Origin of the sequence: Paracoccus sp. (in: a-proteobacteria) (genome assembly GCF_046289755.1) — a bacterium.
GTDB lineage: Bacteria > Pseudomonadota > Alphaproteobacteria > Rhodobacterales > Rhodobacteraceae > Paracoccus.
Genome location: NZ_JBKBVD010000008.1, coordinates 85,524 through 104,733, shown reverse-complemented (window position 1 = coordinate 104,733; position 19,210 = coordinate 85,524). Strand labels below are relative to the sequence as shown.

General features: G+C 66.1%; 16 protein-coding genes. 10 read left to right on the top strand and 6 right to left on the bottom strand.

All coding sequences use genetic code 11. The annotated features are described in order from the left end of the window. On the top strand, nucleotides 1-1,139 hold a 1,139-nt coding region (gene groEL, locus ACK41U_RS04935), incomplete at its 5' end, for a chaperonin GroEL (RefSeq protein WP_409676836.1). Nucleotides 1,140-1,209: 70 nt separating this feature from the next. Here groEL and ACK41U_RS04930 read toward each other — a convergent pair. The 5 genes from ACK41U_RS04930 to ACK41U_RS04910 all read right to left on the bottom strand — a co-directional run bounded on the left by ACK41U_RS04930 (nucleotide 1,210) and on the right by ACK41U_RS04910 (nucleotide 7,397). After that, nucleotides 1,210-1,590 (bottom strand): DUF1622 domain-containing protein, encoded by a 381-nt coding sequence (locus tag ACK41U_RS04930; protein ID WP_409676834.1) that lies wholly within the window; start codon nucleotides 1,588-1,590, stop codon nucleotides 1,210-1,212. A 163-nt stretch (nucleotides 1,591-1,753) separates the two neighbouring features. Next, complete coding sequence (locus ACK41U_RS04925; protein WP_409676832.1) at nucleotides 1,754-3,277, bottom strand: Ppx/GppA family phosphatase; 1,524 nt, start codon at nucleotides 3,275-3,277, stop codon at nucleotides 1,754-1,756. Nucleotides 3,278-3,320: 43 nt separating this feature from the next. Then, nucleotides 3,321-5,486 (bottom strand): RNA degradosome polyphosphate kinase, encoded by a 2,166-nt coding sequence (locus ACK41U_RS04920; RefSeq protein WP_409676830.1) that lies wholly within the window; start codon nucleotides 5,484-5,486, stop codon nucleotides 3,321-3,323. A gap of 28 nt (nucleotides 5,487-5,514) precedes the next feature. Then, on the bottom strand, nucleotides 5,515-6,219 hold the full coding sequence (locus tag ACK41U_RS04915) for a chromosomal replication initiator DnaA (RefSeq protein WP_409676827.1): 705 nt from the start codon (nucleotides 6,217-6,219) through the stop codon (nucleotides 5,515-5,517). Then, complete coding sequence (locus ACK41U_RS04910) at nucleotides 6,216-7,397, bottom strand: AI-2E family transporter (protein ID WP_409676824.1); 1,182 nt, start codon at nucleotides 7,395-7,397, stop codon at nucleotides 6,216-6,218. Before ACK41U_RS04910 ends, ACK41U_RS04915 begins: the two co-directional genes overlap by 4 nt. Before the next feature lie 140 nt (nucleotides 7,398-7,537). Between ACK41U_RS04910 and proS the strand changes: the two genes are divergently transcribed. The 6 genes from proS (at nucleotide 7,538) to ACK41U_RS04880 (ending at nucleotide 14,331) form a co-directional block, all read left to right on the top strand. Beyond that, the gene (gene proS / locus ACK41U_RS04905; RefSeq protein ID WP_409676821.1) at nucleotides 7,538-8,899 is read left to right on the top strand and encodes a proline--tRNA ligase; all 1,362 of its coding nucleotides are present in this window, start codon (nucleotides 7,538-7,540) and stop codon (nucleotides 8,897-8,899) included. A 154-nt stretch (nucleotides 8,900-9,053) separates the two neighbouring features. Next, complete coding sequence (locus ACK41U_RS04900) at nucleotides 9,054-10,238, top strand: ABC transporter substrate-binding protein (RefSeq protein WP_409676818.1); 1,185 nt, start codon at nucleotides 9,054-9,056, stop codon at nucleotides 10,236-10,238. A gap of 117 nt (nucleotides 10,239-10,355) precedes the next feature. After that, nucleotides 10,356-11,138 carry an ABC transporter ATP-binding protein gene (locus ACK41U_RS04895; protein ID WP_409676815.1) on the top strand — a complete coding sequence of 261 codons (783 nt, stop codon included), beginning with the start codon at nucleotides 10,356-10,358 and terminating at the stop codon, nucleotides 11,136-11,138. Then, nucleotides 11,135-11,968 carry an ABC transporter ATP-binding protein gene (locus tag ACK41U_RS04890; protein WP_409676812.1) on the top strand — a complete coding sequence of 278 codons (834 nt, stop codon included), beginning with the start codon at nucleotides 11,135-11,137 and terminating at the stop codon, nucleotides 11,966-11,968. The genes ACK41U_RS04895 and ACK41U_RS04890 overlap by 4 nt, the downstream gene beginning before the upstream one ends. A gap of 3 nt (nucleotides 11,969-11,971) precedes the next feature. Beyond that, a complete protein-coding gene (locus ACK41U_RS04885) occupies nucleotides 11,972-12,985 on the top strand; it encodes a branched-chain amino acid ABC transporter permease (protein ID WP_409676809.1) in 1,014 nt (337 codons plus the stop codon). A gap of 14 nt (nucleotides 12,986-12,999) precedes the next feature. Further along, entirely contained in the window at nucleotides 13,000-14,331 is a 1,332-nt protein-coding gene (locus ACK41U_RS04880) for a branched-chain amino acid ABC transporter permease (RefSeq protein WP_409676806.1), read from the top strand. Between the two features lie 33 nt (nucleotides 14,332-14,364). Here ACK41U_RS04880 and ACK41U_RS04875 read toward each other — a convergent pair whose 3' ends face one another. After that, nucleotides 14,365-14,883, bottom strand: coding sequence for a CAP domain-containing protein (locus ACK41U_RS04875; RefSeq protein ID WP_409676803.1), 519 nt, complete (start codon nucleotides 14,881-14,883; stop codon nucleotides 14,365-14,367). A gap of 134 nt (nucleotides 14,884-15,017) precedes the next feature. Between ACK41U_RS04875 and guaA the strand changes: the two genes are divergently transcribed. The 3 genes from guaA to ACK41U_RS04860 all read left to right on the top strand — a co-directional run bounded on the left by guaA (nucleotide 15,018) and on the right by ACK41U_RS04860 (nucleotide 19,078). After that, nucleotides 15,018-16,592 carry a glutamine-hydrolyzing GMP synthase gene (gene guaA, locus ACK41U_RS04870; protein WP_409676800.1) on the top strand — a complete coding sequence of 525 codons (1,575 nt, stop codon included), beginning with the start codon at nucleotides 15,018-15,020 and terminating at the stop codon, nucleotides 16,590-16,592. 94 nt (nucleotides 16,593-16,686) lie between these two features. Further along, nucleotides 16,687-18,210 (top strand): cryptochrome/photolyase family protein, encoded by a 1,524-nt coding sequence (locus ACK41U_RS04865; RefSeq protein ID WP_409676797.1) that lies wholly within the window; start codon nucleotides 16,687-16,689, stop codon nucleotides 18,208-18,210. A 67-nt stretch (nucleotides 18,211-18,277) separates the two neighbouring features. Next, a complete protein-coding gene (locus ACK41U_RS04860) occupies nucleotides 18,278-19,078 on the top strand; it encodes a GNAT family N-acetyltransferase (protein ID WP_409676794.1) in 801 nt (266 codons plus the stop codon). The last annotated feature ends 132 nt before the right edge of the window (nucleotides 19,079-19,210 follow it).

Here is a 19,210-nt window from a genome sequence, read left to right as displayed (position 1 = left end):
TCGGCAACGAGGGTGTCATCACCGTCGAAGAGAACAAGGGGATGGAGACCGAGGTCGAAGTCGTCGAAGGCATGCAGTTCGACCGCGGCTACCTGTCGCCCTACTTCGTGACCAACCCCGACAAGATGGTCGCGGATCTGGAAGACGCCTATATCCTGCTGCACGAGAAAAAACTGTCCTCGCTGCAGCCGATGGTGCCGCTGCTGGAAGCTGTCATCCAGTCGGGCAAGCCGCTGGTCATCATCTCGGAAGACGTCGAAGGCGAGGCTCTGGCCACGCTGGTCGTCAACAAGCTGCGCGGCGGTCTGAAGATCGCAGCTGTCAAGGCTCCGGGCTTCGGCGATCGTCGCAAGGCGATGCTGCAGGATCTGGCGATCCTGACCGGCGGTCAGGTCATCAGCGAAGATCTGGGCATGAAGCTGGAAAATGTCGGCATCGACATGCTGGGCCGCGCCAAGAAAGTCACGATCAACAAGGACAACACCACCATCGTCGACGGCGCCGGTGAGAAGTCCGAGATCGAGGCCCGTGTCAGCCAGATCCGTCAGCAGATCGAGGAAACCACCTCGGACTATGACAAAGAGAAGCTGCAAGAGCGCGTGGCCAAGCTGGCCGGCGGTGTCGCAGTCATCCGCGTCGGCGGCATGAGCGAAATCGAAGTCAAAGAGCGCAAAGACCGCGTTGACGATGCCCTGAACGCGACCCGTGCGGCCGTGCAAGAGGGCGTGGTCGTCGGCGGCGGCGTGGCTCTGGTTCAGGGCGGCAAAGTTCTGGAAGGTCTGACCGGCGCGAACAGCGATCAGGATGCGGGCATTGCCATCATCCGTCGCGCACTGGAAGCACCGATGCGCCAGATTGCTGAAAACGCAGGCGTCGATGGCGCCGTCGTGGCTGGCAAGGTCCGGGAATCGACCGACAAGACGTTCGGCTTCAACGCGCAGACCGAAGAATATGGCGACATGTTCAAGTTCGGCGTCATCGACCCGGCCAAGGTTGTCCGCACCGCGCTGGAGGATGCGTCCTCGGTCGCCGGTCTGCTGATCACCACCGAAGCCATGATCGCCGAAAAACCCGAGCCCAAGGGCCAGGGTGGCGGCGGCGGCATGCCCGACATGGGCGGCATGGGCGGCATGATGTAATCATCCCCCTGCCCCGCTTGGCAGAACGGCAAAGGGCGCCCCTTGTGGGCGCCCTTTCTCGTATGCGGGATCAGCCCTCTTGTTCCAGATGGCTCAGTTCGCGCTCAAGAAAGAACGAAATCAGCGCCCGGATGGCGACCAGCCCGCCCAGCAGGATGATGTTGGGCAGCGACAGGTGCAGCATGGTGCGGATCAGATCGGCCACGATCAGCACCTCCAGCCCCGACAGGATATGCCGCCCCAGCGTCAGCCGCCCGACATTCAGCCGGTGCGAGCGTTCATGCGCATCGCTTTGCAGGATCTCGCCGGTGACGAAATCGCGCGCAAAGCGCACGAGGCCCAGCATCAGGATCAGAATCGCGAACAGCTCGATCCCGACGACCAGCCATTCAAAACCAAGCGCCAGCGGCCCCAGATGATCCGACAGCGAAAATGTGGTGGTGATTTCCATGGCGCCCCCTTGCCCGCGCCATCATGGGAAAGCCGGGGCCGGGGGTCCAGCCCCGCCCGCTGCGCATCATGACTGTCGCGAAAAAGAACCCGTCACATGAGGCAAGAAAAGGACAGGCATTCGTCGATGACGATGCCTGCCTGATCCACCCGACCGCGCGGGGCTAGTTGACGACCGGCTCGACACCCAAAGCCTCGCCCAGTGATCTGAACCGCGCGCGGGCCACCTCTCCCAGCAGATCGCGGCCGGTCGAGGTCAGTTTCAGTTCCAGCCGCTTGCCGGGCTGATAGTTCAGGCGGCCGGCATCTTCGGGATCGTCGATGGCAAACATCGCGCCAAAGCGCATCGCCTTGCCAAGGATCTCGGCATCGCGCAACTGCGCGTCGTCCAGCAGCGCAAACAGCGGCGCCATGGGCGATTTCGCGCGGCTGTTCTTGTAGCGGTGCAGCAAGGCGACGCCCAGAAAGACCCGTTCGGGGTGGCTCAGCGCCGCCATGTTGGCGCGGGTCACATTGTCGAAACAGACCTCGGCGCGGTAATCGGGATGGGCGCGCCAGGCCGTGTCGTGCAGCAGGCAGGCCGCGCGCACCAGACGGTCGCGTTCGGGGGTCATGTCGGGGAACAACGGCAGCAGGAACTGATACAGCTTCTTGCCAAAGCCCGGCAGCCGCGACATCTGCTTTTCGGTGAACCGCGCGGCCTCCAGCAGCGGATCGCGCTTGCGCAGGGCCACGGACATATGCTCGTATAGCAGCCCCTCGCGGATACCATAGCTGGAGATGTACAGCTCGGACGGGCCGAACACCTTGATCATGCGGGACAGCACCTGCGAGGCCAGCGGCACCAGCTCCATCCGAGAGGCCGAAATGCCGGTCTTTGACCGCAGCGTCGTCAGATCGCTCTGCGCGATCCACGCCACGGTTTCGGCGGCATCCCCGGGGGACATGCGGTATTCGTGCAGGACCGTCATCGGATAGCCGCGCCGCTCCATATCCAGTCGCGCGATGGCCCGCCACGAGCCCCCGACCAGATAGATCTTGCGATGATCGGCGCCCATTTCGGCAGCCAGTTCCCTGAGGATCGCGTCGATATGGTCGTGCAGCTTGTCCTCGGGCACCTGTTGCAGGCGGAACGGCCCCAGTTGCGAGGTCGCGCGGCGCCCGACCTTGCCCGCCGCCACCTCGGCCAGTTCCATCGAGTTGCCGCCGATATCGCAGACCAGCCCGCGCGCCTCGGGCCAGCCCAGCAGCACGCCCTGCGCCGACAGCCGCGCCTCTTCGGGGCCGTCGATGACATGCAGCGTCAGCCCGGTCTCGCGTTCGACGCGGGTGCGAAAGGCCGGGCCATCCTCGGCCTCGCGCACGGCGGCGGTGGCCACGCAGGTCAGCGGCTCGATCTTCATGCTGCGGGCAAGGGCCGCGAACCGGCGCAGCGCGGCAAATCCGCGCTTGATGCCTTCCGGGTTCAGCTTGCCGGTCCGGGCCATGTCCTGCCCCAGCCCGGCCATGATCTTTTCGTTGTAGAAATAGGCAGGCGAGCGTGCGGCGCCGTCAAACACCACCAGCCGGATCGAGTTCGAGCCGACATCGACCACGCCCACCCGTTTCAGCGCCCGCTTGGGCAGCTTGCGGAATTTGGGGCCGAAAATCTCGACCTTTTTGCCGGTGGCAATTCGCACACTGTTCATCCGTGCCTCATATCCTGTTGCCGCGCCCGGAATGGGGCGCGGGTCACTCGGTGGTGTGGGTCAGGGCAGGCACATCGCGTGCCCCCGCAGTACCCCGCCCGGAAAGTGACGGATTTTCCATGAAAAAACGGTGACAGTTAAACAGATCGTCCTGGCCTTCCGGCAGATAGCGCACATAGCGGCCATCGGGCTGCAGCAGCCAGCTTTGTGCCTCATCTGCCATATTGGCGGCCATGATCTGGTTGACGATCTGCGCCTTGACGGTGTCGTTGTTGCATTCCAGCAGCGTCTCGACCCGGCGGTTGAGGTTGCGGTCCATCCAGTCGGCCGAGCTGAAGAACACCCGCGCCTTGGCCGAGGGCAGGCCATGCCCGCTGCCAAAGCAGACGATCCGGGAATGCTCCAGATAACGCCCGACGATAGATTTCACACGAATATTCTCGGACAAGCCTTTGATACCCGGTCGAATTCCGCAGATTCCGCGGATAACGAGGCTGATCTTGACCCCGGCTTCGCTGGCCGCATACAGCGCCTCGATCACGTCGCGTTCGATCAGCGCATTCATCTTGGCCCAGATCGCGGCGGGGCGGCCCTGACGGGCAAATTCAGCCTCGCGTCCGATCATCTCGATCAGGTGGGACTTCATGTCGATGGGGGCGATGGACAGGTTCTCCAGGCCCGCAGGCTGCACATAGCCCGACAGATAGTTGAACACCTTGGTCGCATCGCGCCCCAGCGCCGGATCGCAGGTGAACAGCGACAGGTCGGTATAGATGCGCGCGGTGATCGGGTGATAGTTGCCGGTGCCGTAATGGGTATAGGTCACCAGCCGGTCGCCCTCGCGCCGGACCACGGTGCTGATCTTGGCATGGGTCTTGTAGTTCACGAAGCCGTAAACGACATGCGCGCCCGACCGTTCCAGCCGCCGCGACTGGCGGATATTGGCGGCCTCGTCAAAGCGGGCTTTCAGCTCGACCAGCGCGGTGACCGACTTGCCCGCCTCGGCCGCCTCGCAGAGCGCATCGACAATGGGGCTGTCGCGCGAGGTGCGGTACAGCGTCTGCTTGATCGCCAGCACATCGGGATCGCGCGCCGCCTGCGCCAGATAGCGCACGACCATGTCAAAGGTCTCATAGGGGTGGTGCAGCAGCATGTCCTTTTGCCGCATCGCTGCAAACATGTCGCCGTCATGGTCCTGCACCCGTTCGGGCACGCGCGGCAGAAAGGCGGGCCACAGCAGGTCGCGGCGGCTGTCCAGCACCAGTTCGGACAGATCGGCCATGCCCAGCATGCCCTCGACCTCGACCACCTCATCGGGGCCGACCTCCAGTTCCGCCATGATCAGGCGGCGCAGCCGGTCGGGCGCGCCCGCGGTGATCTTGAGACGGATGACGCTGCCCCGGCGGCGCCGCTTCAGCGCGGTCTCGAATTCGCGGACAAGGTCTTCGGCCTCGTCCTCGACCTCAAGATCGCTGTCGCGCAGCACGCGGAACCGGCAATGGCCCGCATCGCGATAGCCCGGAAACAGGCTGGAGAGATGCATCAGCAGCAGGTCTTCCAGCTTCAGGAACCGCTGCCCGCCCGGCAGCGCGACAAAGCGCGGCAGCTGCGCCGGGATCGGCAACAGCGCCTGCATCTGGCGGCCATCCGTCTCGCGCGCCAGTTCCAGCGCCAGCGAAAAGCCGGTATTGGGGATGAACGGGAACGGATGCGCCGGGTCGATGGCCAGCGGCGAGAGGACCGGAAAGACGCGGTTCTCGAAATAATCGTGCAGGAATGCCTCTTCGGCGCCGGTCAGGCGCTGGCGCGACAGGATGACGATGCCCGCCTGCTCCATCTCGCGGCGCAGCCCGTTCCAGACGCCCTGCTGCGCGCTCATCAGGCGGCGGGCGTCGGCATTGATCAGCGCCAGTTGTTCCGCAGGCGTCAGCCCGTCATCCGAAGGCGTGGTGCTGCCCTCGCGCACCAGCTCGCGCAGGCCCGCGACGCGGACGGTGTAGAACTCGTCCAGATTGGTCGCGCTGATCGAGACGAAGCGCAGCCGTTCCAGCAGCGGCACGCGGGGATTGCGCGCCTCATCCAGCACGCGCCAGTTGAAAGACAACCAGCTGATTTCGCGATTGAAAAACCGCGCAGGGCCTTCGGGGACGCCGCCCTCAATCTCTTGGGGGTCGGGAAACGGGGTACGGAGATAATCGGCAAGGGTCATGTTCTGTCGCGCGGTTTGGGTGGCGGGATCATGCACAGTCTGCGGACAGATTGTCCAGCAGGTCGGCGGCAATGCGTCGGGTCACCGGGCCTTTTTCGGCCATCGCGGCCCGGTCCATCGCCGCCACCAGCCGCCGCGCCAGCCCCAGATCGCGGTCCATGTGCAGCACCAGCCAGTCGATCAGCCCGGCCGAGACCGCGAGTTGCCGGTCGGCAAACAGCTTGACCAGCACGGCGGCCAGCAGCGTCTCGTCGGGGGGCCCAAGCCGGACCTGCGGCATCGCATCCATGCGCGAGCGCAGGTCGGGCAGCACCAGACCCCAGTCGCGCGGCGCAGAGCGGGCGGTCAGCAGCAGCAGGCAGTCGCGCGGCCCGCAGAGGTTCCACAGGTGAAACAGCGCCTGCTCGGCCCCCGCGGCAAAGCCCGCATGATCGGCATCCTCGACCACGACCGCGCCGCCCTCGGAGGCCAGCGCATCGGCGGCATCGGGGCGCAAAGCGGCGGCGCTGACACGTCGCGCGCCGTTCTCGGCGGCCCAGAAGGCGGCCAGATGGGTCTTGCCCGACCCTTCGGGGCCGATCAGCAGCATCCGGCCCTGCGGCCATGACAGGGGCTGGTCCAGCATCCGCAGCGCGGCCTCATTGGCGGGCGCGGTCAGGAAATCGGCCCGCGAATGCGCGGGGGCGGTGGTCAGGTCCAGCGTCAGCTGCCGAGAGGTCGAAAACAACGTCACCCGTCGCCTTTCTGAACCGGCGCCGCCGATGGCAGCGGCGCGTCGCGCCGCTCGTCATGCAGTTCGGTGGCCAGCGTGCCCGCAGGCACCAGCTCGACCCGCAGCGGGCGGGCCGGTTCGGGCTGCACGGCCTGCCCCGTGTAGAGCCCGCTGGACAGGTAGCGCCCGGTCAGGAACCGCGCCAGCACCCCCAGCGCCGCCGCCATCGGCACCGCCAGCACCAGCCCGACAAAGCCGAACAGCGAGCCGAACACCGACAGCGCCAGCAGCAGCCAGACCGGGTGCAGGCCGACATGATGGCCCACGATCTTGGGCTGCAGGTAATTGCCCTCGACAATCTGGCCGATGGCAAAGACGGCGATGACGGCGCCGATCCAGACCGGATCGCCCCAGAAGCTGAACAGCGCCACGCCGATGGCCGTCACCCCCCCGATCAGCACGCCGACATAGGGGATGAAGGACAAGACCGCCGCCATGATGCCGATGAAAAAACCGAAGGGCAGCCCGATCACCATCAGCATGATTGCATACCACGTACCCAGAATCAGGATCACCAGCGCCTGACCGCGCAGAAAGCCTGCAAGGGCGGCGTCGATCTCGGTCGCCAGATGGCGGATGACGGGGGCGTGCTCGCGCGGCAGCAACGCGTCGATGCGCGCCACAAGGTGGTCCCAGTCCAGCAGCAGATAGAAGGCCACCACCGGCACGATCACCAGCACCGCCACCGCGCCGATGAAGCCGCGCACCGAGCCCAGCACCCCGCCCACCAGCGCACCACCCTGTTCGCGCAGCGCGGTGCCCATCTCGGACAGGGTCTGGCTGGCCTGCCCGGCATCGGGGATCAGCGACGGAAAGCGGGTCTCGACAAAGGCGCGGGCCTGTTCGAACATCTGCGGCGCGGTCTCGATCAGCGCCCCCGCCTGACGCAGCAGCAGCGGCACGATCAGCAGCACCACCGCCACGAAGGCCAGCACCGTGATCAGCGTGATCACCACCACCGCCATCGTGCGCGACAGGCCCGCGCGTTCCAGCCGGTCGGCCAGCGGGTCCATCAGATAGGCGATCCCCGCCCCGATGATGAAGGGCAGCACCGCCTGCCCCAGCAGCCACAGCGCAACCAGCACGGCGATTGCCGCCACACCCCACCACAGAAGCTGCACCCGAACCGGAATACGCATGACCCCAAACCCCTGTCACCCTTTGCCGTCTATGTGCCGGGTCACCCCTGCCGTTGCAAGTGTGCGCGAGCGGCCCCACCCTTGCATAACGGCGGCTCTTGGCTCAAGACGGTGCAAACACGCCACCAAAGAGATGTCCCATGCGTCTGTCGCGCTATTTCCTGCCCGTTCTCAAGGAAGACCCCAAAGAGGCGCAGATCGTCAGCCACCGGCTGATGCTGCGCGCGGGCATGATCAAGCAGCAGGCGGCGGGGATCTATTCCTGGTTGCCGCTTGGCCTCAAGCTGCTGCGCCGGATCGAGCAGATCGTGCATGAGGAACAGCAACGCGCGGGCCATATCCCGATGCTGATGCCGACGCTGCAGCCCGCCGATCTGTGGCGCGAATCCGGTCGCTATGACGATTACGGCGAGGAAATGCTGCGCGTGCAAGACCGCCACAAGCGCGATCTGCTCTATGGTCCCACCAACGAGGAGATGATCACCGACATCTTCCGCGCCCATGTCGGCAGCTACAAGGACCTGCCGCTGACGCTGTATCACATCCAGTGGAAGTTCCGCGACGAGATCCGCCCCCGGTTCGGCGTGATGCGCGGCCGCGAATTCCTGATGAAGGACGGCTATAACTTTGACCTGACCAAAGAGGCCGCCCTGCATGCCTATAACCGGCATCTGGTCAGCTATCTGCGCAGCTATGAACGCATGGGGTTGCAGGCGATCCCGATGCGCGCCGATGGCGGCCCGATCGGTGGCGACTATACGCATGAATTCCTGGTGCTGGCCGAGACCGGCGAATCCGAGGTGTTCTATGACAGCCAGATCACCGACCTGACCTTTGGCGACCGCGAGATCGACTATGATGATGTCGCTCAGTGCCAGGCCGTGCTGGAAGAGTTCACCTCGCGCTATGCCCGCACCGACGAGACCCATGACGAGGCGGTCTATGCCGAGGTTCCCGAGGATCGCCGCCGCACCGCGCGCGGGATCGAGGTCGGCCAGATCTTCTATTTCGGCACCAAATATTCGGAACCGATGGGCGCCACGGTGCGCGATTCCAGCGGCGCGCAGGTGCCGGTGCATATGGGCAGCCACGGCATCGGCGTCAGCCGCCTGCTGGGCGCCATCATCGAGGCCAACCATGATGACAAGGGGATCATCTGGCCCGAGGGCGTGACCCCGTTCCATGTCGGCATCGTCAATCTGAAACAGGGCGACGCCTCGACCGACAATGCCTGCGAGGCGATCTATGCCCTGCTGCGCACGCGCGGTCTGGACCCGCTTTATGATGACCGCGACGAACGGGCGGGCACGAAATTCGCCTCGATGGACCTGATCGGGCTGCCCTGGCGGATCACGGTCGGCCCGCGCGGGCTGGCCAACAATCAGGTCGAGCTGACCAACCGTCGCAGCGGTGAAAGCATCGCGATGACCCCGGAAGAGGCGGTGGTACGGCTGGAACAGATCTATGCGCCGATCCGCGCGCAGGCCCTGCCCGCCGCCTGACGGACCAGCCCGGCCAACACCGGCCCGCGCCACCCCGCGGGTCGGCCTGACCTTGCGTCAAGGGCATACAAAACTGCCCCATATGATGCTTCCCTTTTCAGCAGGCTGCTTCTAACCTCCCCGCAGGACAATGTTCCAACTGGGAGACTTAATCATGAAAAAACTTCTTCTCGCATCCGCCGCCGGTGCCCTTCTGGCCGGTGCTGCAGGCGCTGAAGAGATCAAGCTGGGCATCTCGCTTGGCTTCACCGGCCCGCTGGAATCCATGGCGCCTGCCATGGCCGCAGGGGCCGAACTGGCCATGAAAGAAGTCAGCGATTCCGGGCTTTTGCTGGATGGTTCCACCGTGGTTGGCGTACAGGGCGACACCACCTGTATCGACGCCGCCGCAGCCACCGCCACGGTCGAGCGACTGATCGCCGCCGAGGGCGTGCGCGGCATTATCGGGGGCATGTGCTCGGGGGAAACCATCGCCTCGCTGGAAAACGTCGCAATGGCCAATGGCATCGTGATGATCTCGCCTTCGGCCACCTCTCCGGCGCTGTCGGATATCGAGGATGACGGCCTGTTCTTCCGCACCTCGCCGTCGGATGCGCGTCAGGGCGAAGTCATGGCACAGATCCTGAATGACCGGGGCGTCGGCACTGTGGCGGTGACCTATACCAACAACGACTATGGCAAGGGTCTGGCCGACAGCTTCCAGGCCGCGTTCGAGGCCGCAGGCGGCACCGTGACCACCAACGCCGCCCATGACGACGGCAAGGCCGACTATTCCGCCGAGGTCGCCGCACTGGCCGCCGCGGGCGGCGATGCGCTGGTCGTGGCGGGCTATGTCGATCAGGGCGGCTCGGGCATCGTGCGCGCGGCGCTGGACACCGGCGCGTTCGAAACCTTCGTCTTCCCCGACGGCATGGTCGGTCAGGCGCTGGAGGACAATTTCGGCACCGAGATCAACGGCAGCTTCGGCCAGAACCCCGCCGCCGAAGGCGAAGGCCGCGAGACCTATCTGGCGATGGCCAGCGAGGCAGGCTTTGACGGCTCGGGCGCCTTCTCGTCCGAGGCCTATGACGCGGCGGCGCTGATCATGCTGGCGATGGCCAAGGCGGGCAGCAGCGATCCGGCGGATTACAAGGATCACGTCATGGACGTGGCCAACGGCCCCGGCGAAGAGATCCTGCCGGGCCAGCTGGCCCGCGCGCTGGAGATCATCAACGAAGGCGGCGATGTCGACTATGTCGGCGCCACGGCGGTCGAGCTGGTCGGCACCGGCGAATCCGCAGGCAGCTATCGCGAGATCGAGTTCCGCGACGGCAAGCTGGAAATCGTCGGCTACCGCTGAGCGATCCACGACGGCAAGGCCCGGCCACCCATTGCGGTGCCGGGCCGTTTTCCATCACCCAACAACAGCCGCGAATGCGCCCAGCTTCGCCCGCAAGGGACAACAGGGAAGCGTGACATGATCAGGGTCGAAGACCTTCACAGACATTTCGGCGGCTTCCGGGCCGTGGACGGCGCCAGCCTGACGATCGGGACCGGCTCGATCACCGGGCTGATCGGGCCGAACGGGGCGGGCAAGTCCACGCTGTTCAACGTCATCGCGGGCGTGCTGCCCCCCACCTCGGGGCGCGTGTTCATGGATGGCGAGGACATCACCGGTCTGCCGCCGCATACGTTGTTTCACAAGGGCCTGCTGCGCACCTTCCAGCTGGCGCATGAATTCGCCTCCATGACCGTGCGCGAGAACCTGATGATGGTGCCCGGCAATCAGTCGGGCGAGGTTCTGTGGAAGACCTGGCTTCAGCGCGCCCGCATCCGCGATGAGGAACGCGCCCTGCGCGCCCGCGCCGATGAGGTGCTGGACTTCCTGACCATCCGCCATCTGGCGGATGAGCTGGCGGGCAACCTGTCGGGCGGGCAGAAAAAGCTGCTGGAGCTGGGCCGCACGATGATGGTCGATGCCAAGGTGGTGTTTCTGGACGAGGTCGGCGCGGGCGTGAACCGCACCCTGCTGATGACCATCGCCGACGCGATCATCCGTCTGAACCGCGAACGCGGCTATACCTTCTGCGTGATCGAACATGACATGGATTTCATCGGCAAGCTGTGTGACCCGGTGATCGTCATGGCCGAGGGCCGCGTGCTGGCCGAGGGCCGGGCGCAGGACATCATGCAGAACGAGGCCGTGATCGAGGCCTATCTGGGCACCGGCCTGAAGAACAAGGATATGGTGGGCGCATGAGCGATCAGAACGCCGTTTTCGGCAATCGCGGCAACCGCGACGCCTCGGTCGTGAACCCCAAGGGGCGCGGCACCATCGACGGCACCCGCCGCTCGGGGCCTTTGGGCGCGGGCCGCGCGGGCGATCCGTTCCTGATCGGTGAGAACATGACCGGCGGTTACGGCAAGGGCGCCGACATTCTGCACGACTGCACCATTGCCGTGGAACAGGGCCAGATCGCCGTGATCGTCGGCCCCAATGGTGCGGGCAAATCCACCGCGATGAAGGCGGTGTTCGGGATGCTGAACCTGCGCCAGGGCTCGGTTCGGCTGAACGGTCAGGACATCACCGCGCTGAACCCGCAGGACCGGGTGCGCGCGGGCATGGGCTTTGTGCCGCAGGTCAACAACATCTTCCCGTCGATGACGGTCGAAGAGAACCTTGAGATGGGCGCCTATATCCGCCGCGACGACATCAAGGCCACGATGGCGCAGGTCTATGACCTGTTCCCCGCCGTCGCCGCCAAACGCAAACAGGCGGCGGGCGAATTGTCGGGCGGGCAGCGCCAGCAGGTCGCCGTGGGCCGGGCGCTGATGACGCAGCCCAAGGTGCTGATGCTGGACGAGCCGACCGCAGGCGTCAGCCCCATTGTCATGGACGAGCTGTTCGACCGCATCATCGCCATCGCGCGCGGCGGGTTGCCGGTGCTGATGGTGGAACAGAACGCAAGGCAGGCGATGATGATCGCCGACAAGGCCTATGTGCTGGTGCAGGGCGCGAACGCCCATACCGGCACCGGGCATGACCTGATGCAAAACGACGAGGTGCGCCGCACCTTCCTGGGGGGCTGAGGCATGGATATCCTGAACGGCCTCGTGGTCTTTCTGAACTTCGTTTTCATTCCCGCCGCCGCCTATGGCGCGCAACTGGCGCTTGGCGCGCTTGGGGTGACGCTGATCTATGGCATTTTGCGGTTTTCCAACTTTGCGCATGGCGACACGATGGCCTTTGGCACCGCCATCGTGATCCTGCTGACATGGGGATTGCAGGCGCTTGGCGTGTCGATCTTTCCGCTGCCGACCGCGCTGCTGGCGATCCCGCTGGCGATTGCGCTGACGGCGGTGCTGGTGCTGGTCAGCGACCGGCTGGTCTATCGCTTCTACCGCCGCCAGAAGGCCGCGCCGATCATCTTTGTCATGGCCTCGGTGGGCGTGATGTTCGTGATGAACGGCCTGACGCGCCTGCTGATCGGCGTGAACGAGCAGCGCTTTGACGATGGCGCACGGTTCATCATCGACGTGCGCACCTTTCGCGAGATGACCGGCCTGACCGAGGGGCTGGCGCTGCGCAGCACGCAGGCGCTGACGGTGGTGCTGGCCTTCATCGTGATGATCGCGCTGTTCTGGTTTCTGAACCGCACCCGGTCGGGCAAGGGGATGCGCGCCTATTCCGACAACGAGGATCTGGCGCTGCTGTCGGGCATCGACCCCGAACGGGTGGTGCGGCTGACATGGATCATCGCGGCGGGGCTGATGGTGATGGCGGGCACGCTGTATGGCTTGGACAAATCCTTCCGCCCGTTCAACTATTTCCAGATCCTGCTGCCGATCTTCGCGGCGGCCATCGTGGGCGGCCTTGGCAACCCGCTTGGCGCCATTGCGGGCGGGTTTCTGGTGGCCTTTTCCGAGGTGGCCGTGACCTATCCGTGGGTCCGCGTCGTGGGCTATATCGCGCCATGGTATGACGCAGGCCCCGGCAATCTGATGCAGCTGCTGGGCACCGAATACAAATTCGCCGTCAGCTTTGTCATTCTGATCGTGGTTCTGCTGTTCCGGCCCACCGGCCTGTTCCGCGGCAAGTCGGTCTAAGGGGAGGGTTCATCATGGCAACCAACAGACAAGCCGCCGCCTCATCCCGCTGGCGCCCGCTGATCGTCTTCGCGATCCTGGCCGTGCTGTTCGTGCTGGAGGGGACGGTGCGCAATTCCATGTTCTCGGGCAGCTGGAACACCTCGCTGGCGATCCTGAACATGGGGCTGATCTCGGCCATCACAGCGCTTGGGGTGAACATGCAATGGGGCTATGCGGGCCTCTTCAATGTCGGCGTCGTGGGCTTTCTGGCCATGGGCGCGCTGGCGCCGGTGCTGGTCTCGCTGCCCCCGGTCGAGGGCGCTTGGGACGCAGGTGGACCGCGTCTGATCGTGTCGCTGCTGACAGGGATCGGCATAATCGCGGTGGCCAAGCTGGTCTGGACGCGCTGGCGCAAGGGCTGGCTGGTGGCGCTGGTGCTGATCGGCGGGTTTTTCCTCTTCCGGGGTCTGTTCGACCCCGCTGTGACCGCAATCGAAGGCAACAACCCCGCCCGGCACGGCAATATCGGCGGGTTGGGGCTGCCGGTGCTGGTCTCGTGGCTGGTGGGCGGCATGCTGGCCGCCGGGGCCGCGTGGGCCATCGGCAAGGTCGCCCTTGGGCTGCGGTCCGACTATCTGGCGATTGCGACGCTTGGCATCGCGGAAATCGTCGTGGCCGTCATGCGCAACGAGGACTGGTTGGCGCGGGGGGTCAAGAACATCACCTCGATCCCGCGCCCGGTCGCCTACGAGATCGAGCTGCAGCGCAACCCCGAATTCGTGGCCTTTGCCAGCGATTGGGGCTTTGCCGCCGCCGAGGCGTCGGGGATCTGGGTCAAGCTGTCCTATATGTCGCTGTTTCTGGTCGTGCTGCTGTCGGTCATGCTGCTGGCCGAACTGGCGCTGAAATCGCCCTGGGGCCGGATGATGCGCGCCATCCGCGACAACGAGACCGCAGCCGGGGCGATGGGCAAGAACGTCACCGGGCGGCATCTGCAGGTCTTCGTGCTGGGATCGGCAGTGATCGGGATTGCGGGCGCGATGATGGTGACGCTGGACGGGCTGCTGGCGCCGACCAGCTATAATCCGCTGCGCTATACGTTCCTGATCTGGGTGATGGTGATCGTCGGCGGCTCGGGCAACAACTGGGGTGCTGCACTTGGCGCCATCCTGATCTGGTTTTTGTGGATCAAGGCCGAGGTCTGGGGCCCGGCGCTGATCGCGGCCCTGACCGGACCGATGGCGGATGGCCCGCTGAAGCTGCACCTGATGGACAGCGCGCCGCATATGCGGTTCATCGCCATGGGCGCCGTGCTGCTGCTGGTCCTGCGCTTTGCGCCGCGCGGGCTGGTGCCGGAACGATAGCCACAAGCAGGGGGCTGTGCGCCCCCTGCCCGCTTACCGGCAGTTATTGCCCAGAACGACGCTGTGCCAGACCTGCCCGCCCGGCCCGCGCACCGCGCCGCTGCCGATCTGATAGCTCAGTTGCCCCAGCACCTGCTCGCGCTGCGGCGGCAGCGCCATCCAGTTGCCCAGAACCGCCGGGGCCGAATTGCCGCGCCCGACCAGCTGCACGGCGCCGCAGGTCGGGTAACCGACCGCCCGCGCCCGGTCGACCACGTTCGAGCCGTTCGAGCCCGCCACATCCAGCCGCCCAAGGCGCGCCATGTCGCAGGCATGCGACAGCGCGATCTGATCCAGCCGCGGATCAGACGCCAGCGCGGTCTTGCCCTCGGCCGCGCGGGTGGCGTTGACGCTGGCGCTCATCTGCGCGGACAGGGCCGCATCGCCCACACATTCCGCCGCCAGCGCCTGCTCGACCGGGGCCTCGACGGCGGGGTCCGGCCCCAACCCGCCGGGCGGGGTGCAGGCAGTCAGGGCAGCGAGCCCGGTCAGGGCGGTCAGATGGCGGATCATCATGGCAAACCTCTGGAAATTCGTGAACAGGGACGGCAGCTTGCGCCTGACGGGGCAACGCGCGCGCGCGAAGGCTGGTTCCGGCACCGATCAGGGGCTTGCACGAGACGCGCGCCGCGCTTAAAGCCGCGTCCATGACACAGCATCAGCGCCTTCTGATCATAGATTTCGGCAGCCAGGTGACGCAGCTTATCGCGCGACGACTGCGCGAGCTGAACGTCTATTGCGAAATCCATCCCTTCAACCTGCTGACCGACGAGATGCTGCGGCAGATGGCGCCGCGCGCGATCATCCTGTCGGGCGGCCCGGCCAGCGTCACCACCACCGGCAGCCCCCGCGCCCCGCAGGCGGTGTTCGAGATGGGCGTGCCCGTCTTTGGCATCTGCTATGGCCAGCAGGTGATGATGGAACAGCTGGGCGGCGCCGTCGAGGCAGGCCACCACGCCGAATATGGCCGCGCCTTCATCGCCCCGGCACCGGGCCACAAGGGCGACGGCATCTTTGCGGGCCTGTTCGAGACGGCTGGCAAGGACGGGGGCCGCGAAGAGGTCTGGATGAGCCATGGCGACCGCGTCACAGCGCTTGCGCCGGGCTTCGAGGTGATCGGCACCTCGCCCAATGCGCCCATGGCGATGATCGCGGATGAGGCGCGGCAGTTCTACGCCGTGCAGTTCCACCCCGAGGTGCATCACACCCCGAACGGTCGGACAATGCTGGAAAACTTCGTGCGGCTGGCGGGCTTCACCGGCGACTGGACCATGGCCAGCTACAAGGACGAGGCGATCCGCAAGATCCGCGAGACGGTGGGCGACCGTCAGGTGATCTGCGGGTTGTCGGGCGGGGTCGACAGCTCGGTCGCCGCCGTCCTGATCCACGAGGCGATCGGCGATCAGCTGACCTGCGTCTTTGTCGATCACGGGTTGCTGCGCCTGAACGAGGCCGAACAGGTCGTCGAGATGTTCCGCGACAATTACAACATCCCGCTGATCCACGCCAACGAAAGCGACCTGTTCCTGGGCGCGCTGGAAGGCGTCAGCGACCCCGAGGTCAAGCGCAAGACCATCGGGCGGCTGTTCATCGACGTGTTCCAGAAATACGCCAGCCAGATCGACGGCGCCGATTTTCTGGCGCAAGGGACGCTCTACCCGGATGTGATCGAAAGCGTGTCTTTCAGCGGCGGCCCCTCGGTCACGATCAAATCGCACCACAACGTCGGCGGTCTGCCCGAAAAGATGGGCCTGAAGCTGGTCGAGCCCCTGCGCGAGCTGTTCAAGGACGAGGTCCGCGCCCTTGGCCGCGAACTGGGCCTGCCCGACAGTTTTATCGGACGCCACCCCTTCCCCGGCCCCGGCCTCGCCATCCGCTGCCCCGGCGAGATCACCCGCGAAAAGCTGGAGATCCTGCGCAAGGCCGATGCCGTCTTCATCGACCAGATCCGCAAGCACGGTCTTTACGACGAGATCTGGCAGGCCTTCGTGGCGATTCTGCCGGTCCGCACCGTGGGCGTGATGGGCGACGGGCGCACCTATGATTTCGCCTGCGCGCTGCGCGCCGTCACCTCGGTCGATGGCATGACGGCGGATTACTATCCCTTCACCCACGACTTCCTGGGCGAAACCGCCACGCGCATCATCAATGAGGTCAAGGGCATCAACCGCTGCACCTATGACATCACCTCGAAGCCGCCGGGCACGATCGAGTGGGAATGACGGGCCAACAGCGCTGACGCGGCACCCCGCCGCATCGTGACCTGGGAACGCGCAGGGCATCCTGCGCGTCCTGTCATTTCCGGGGGTGCGATCCATGCCGCGACTGATCCTTGTGCTGGGCGACCAGCTGTCCCACGACATCGCCGCCCTGCGCGAGGCCGCGCCCGGCGACATCATCGTCATGGCCGAGGTCATGGACGAGGCCAGCTATGTCCGCCACCACCCGAAAAAGATCGCCTTTCTCTTCGCCGCCATGCGCAAATTCGCCGATGAGCTGCGCGCAAAGGGTCTGACCGTCGCCTATACCCGCCTCGATGATCCCCGGAACAGTCACAGCATCGGCGGCGAACTTCTGCGCCGCGCGACCCGGTACAATGCCTCCGAGGTCATCGCCACCGAGCCGGGCGAATGGCGGCTGATCAATGCGCTGGCTGACCTGCCCGTCACCGTGCATCAGCGCCCCGACGACCGCTTTTTCGCCAGCCACGCGGAATTCGCGGATTGGGCCAAGGGCCGCAAGGAATTGCGGATGGAGTGGTTCTATCGCCAGATGCGCCGCAAGACCGGCCTCTTGATGGAGGGGGACCAGCCTGCGGGCGGCAAGTGGAACTATGACCACGACAACCGCAAACCCGCCCGCGCCGACCTGCTGCGCGCGCGCCCGCCGCAATTCGACCCCGACCCGATCACCGCCGAGGTGCTGGATCTGGTCGAGACCCGCTTTCCCGACACTTTCGGCAGGCTGCGCCCCTTTACCTATGCCACCGACCGCACGGGCGCCTTGCAGGTGCTGGACCATTTCATCGCCCATTCGCTGGACGAATTCGGCCCCTATCAGGACGCGATGCTGACGGACGACCCGTTCCTGCATCATTCCGTCCTGTCGCCCTATCTCAATGCCGGGCTGCTGTCGCCGCATGAGGTCTGCCGTGCCGCAGCCGATGCCTTTGCGGCGGGCCGCGTGCGGCTGAATTCGGCCGAGGGCTTCATCCGCCAGATCCTCGGCTGGCGCGAGTTCATGCGCGGCATCTATTTCCTCGAAGGGCCCGGCTACACCGCCCGCAATGCGCTGGACCATCACCGCGACCTGCCGCCTCTCTATTGGGGGGCGCCGACCCGGATGGCCTGCATGGAACAGGCGGTGGGCCAGACCCGCGATCACGCCTATGCCCATCACATCCAGCGGCTGATGGTGACGGGCAATTTCGCGCTGCTGGCGGGGATCGACCCCGCACAGGTGCATGAATGGTATCTGGCCGTCTATCTCGACGCCTATGAATGGGTCGAGGCGCCGAACGTGATCGGGATGAGCCAGTTTGCCGATGGCGGCGTCGTCGGCTCCAAACCCTATGTCAGCTCGGGCAATTACATCAACAGGATGTCGGATTACTGCAAGGGCTGCGCCTACAAGGTGGGCGACAGGACCGGCCCCGACGCCTGCCCCTTCAACATGCTCTACTGGGATTTTCTGGCCCGCCACCGCGACCGGCTCGGTGCCAATCCCCGGATCGGGCGCATCTACGCGACATGGGACCGGATGGCGCAGTCCCATCGCGACCGGGTCCGCGCCGAGGCCGCAGCCTTCCTCGACCGGATGGCATCGGGCGCCACGATCTGAGCCTGGGCGCTTGACGCCCCCGCCCGGCCCCCGCATCCTGCCGCGACCCTCGCGAAAGGACCCGCCGATGAGTTGCGCCTGCGGCCACCATGCCCCCGCCCCCCCTGATGCCACCGGCACAGAGGTCACGCTGACCCCGGCGCCGGTCGCGCTGCACGGCCGGCTGATCTGCGCGGATGCGGGCCAGATGATGACCGCTCTCGACCTGCTGCCCGCCCATGTCGATCTCAGCCGGGCCGAGCCGGGCTGCCTGCGCTTTCAGATCGCGCAGTCCGACGACCCGATGATCTGGACATTGGACGAGATCTTCGCCGATGACGCGGCCTTTGCCGCCCACCGGACCCGCACCGCCGCCAGCGCATGGGGGCAGTCCAGCACGGCGCTGGCCCGCGACTTTCACCGCCACGAGGTGCAGCCCCGCATCCGCCCCGAAACCACAGCCGATCACGCCCCCCTGGACGCGCTGCTGACGCAGGCCTTCGGTGGCCCGGCCGAGGCCCGCCTGCTGCGCGGGTTGCGCCGCGACGGCACGCTGAGCCATTCCCTCGTGGCGCATCTGAACGGCCAGCCCGTCGGCCATACCGCCCTCTCGCCCCTGACCGCCACGCAACCTGCACTGGCCCTGGCGCCGCTGGCCGTCCACCCGGCGCTGCAAGGTCGCGGCCTCGGCCTCGCCCTGATCCGCGCCGCCCTCACCGCGGCGGGCGGGCAGCCCGTGGTGGTGCTTGGCGATCCCCGCCTCTACGCCCGCGCAGGCTTCCGCCCCGCCGACCTCACCTCGCCCTATGCCGGCCCCGCCCTCCAGATCCATGGTGCGCTGCCCGCAGCCAGCCCGATCACCCACGCCCCGGCCTTCGCGCAACTCTGACCCCTGCTTTGGTCCCGAAATATCCCGGGGGGAGTCGCGGCACGCGACGGGGGGCCGCGCCCCCCCCCCCCCCCCCCCCCCCAACCCCCCGCCCCCCCCCCGCGGGGCCCCGCCCCCCCCAACCCCCCCCAA

Coding starts and splice junctions, on each gene's coding strand:
- ACK41U_RS04895 (WP_409676815.1), top strand. CDS start 10,356: ATGATCAGGGTCGAAGACCTTCACAGACATTTCGGCGGCTTCCGGGCC.
- ACK41U_RS04875 (WP_409676803.1), bottom strand. CDS start 14,883: ATGATCCGCCATCTGACCGCCCTGACCGGGCTCGCTGCCCTGACTGCC.
- ACK41U_RS04885 (WP_409676809.1), top strand. CDS start 11,972: ATGGATATCCTGAACGGCCTCGTGGTCTTTCTGAACTTCGTTTTCATT.
- guaA (WP_409676800.1), top strand. CDS start 15,018: ATGACACAGCATCAGCGCCTTCTGATCATAGATTTCGGCAGCCAGGTG.
- proS (WP_409676821.1), top strand. CDS start 7,538: ATGCGTCTGTCGCGCTATTTCCTGCCCGTTCTCAAGGAAGACCCCAAA.
- ACK41U_RS04890 (WP_409676812.1), top strand. CDS start 11,135: ATGAGCGATCAGAACGCCGTTTTCGGCAATCGCGGCAACCGCGACGCC.
- ACK41U_RS04865 (WP_409676797.1), top strand. CDS start 16,687: ATGCCGCGACTGATCCTTGTGCTGGGCGACCAGCTGTCCCACGACATC.
- ACK41U_RS04925 (WP_409676832.1), bottom strand. CDS start 3,277: ATGAACAGTGTGCGAATTGCCACCGGCAAAAAGGTCGAGATTTTCGGC.
- ACK41U_RS04910 (WP_409676824.1), bottom strand. CDS start 7,397: ATGCGTATTCCGGTTCGGGTGCAGCTTCTGTGGTGGGGTGTGGCGGCA.
- ACK41U_RS04930 (WP_409676834.1), bottom strand. CDS start 1,590: ATGGAAATCACCACCACATTTTCGCTGTCGGATCATCTGGGGCCGCTG.
- ACK41U_RS04920 (WP_409676830.1), bottom strand. CDS start 5,486: ATGACCCTTGCCGATTATCTCCGTACCCCGTTTCCCGACCCCCAAGAG.
- ACK41U_RS04900 (WP_409676818.1), top strand. CDS start 9,054: ATGAAAAAACTTCTTCTCGCATCCGCCGCCGGTGCCCTTCTGGCCGGT.
- ACK41U_RS04880 (WP_409676806.1), top strand. CDS start 13,000: ATGGCAACCAACAGACAAGCCGCCGCCTCATCCCGCTGGCGCCCGCTG.
- ACK41U_RS04860 (WP_409676794.1), top strand. CDS start 18,278: ATGAGTTGCGCCTGCGGCCACCATGCCCCCGCCCCCCCTGATGCCACC.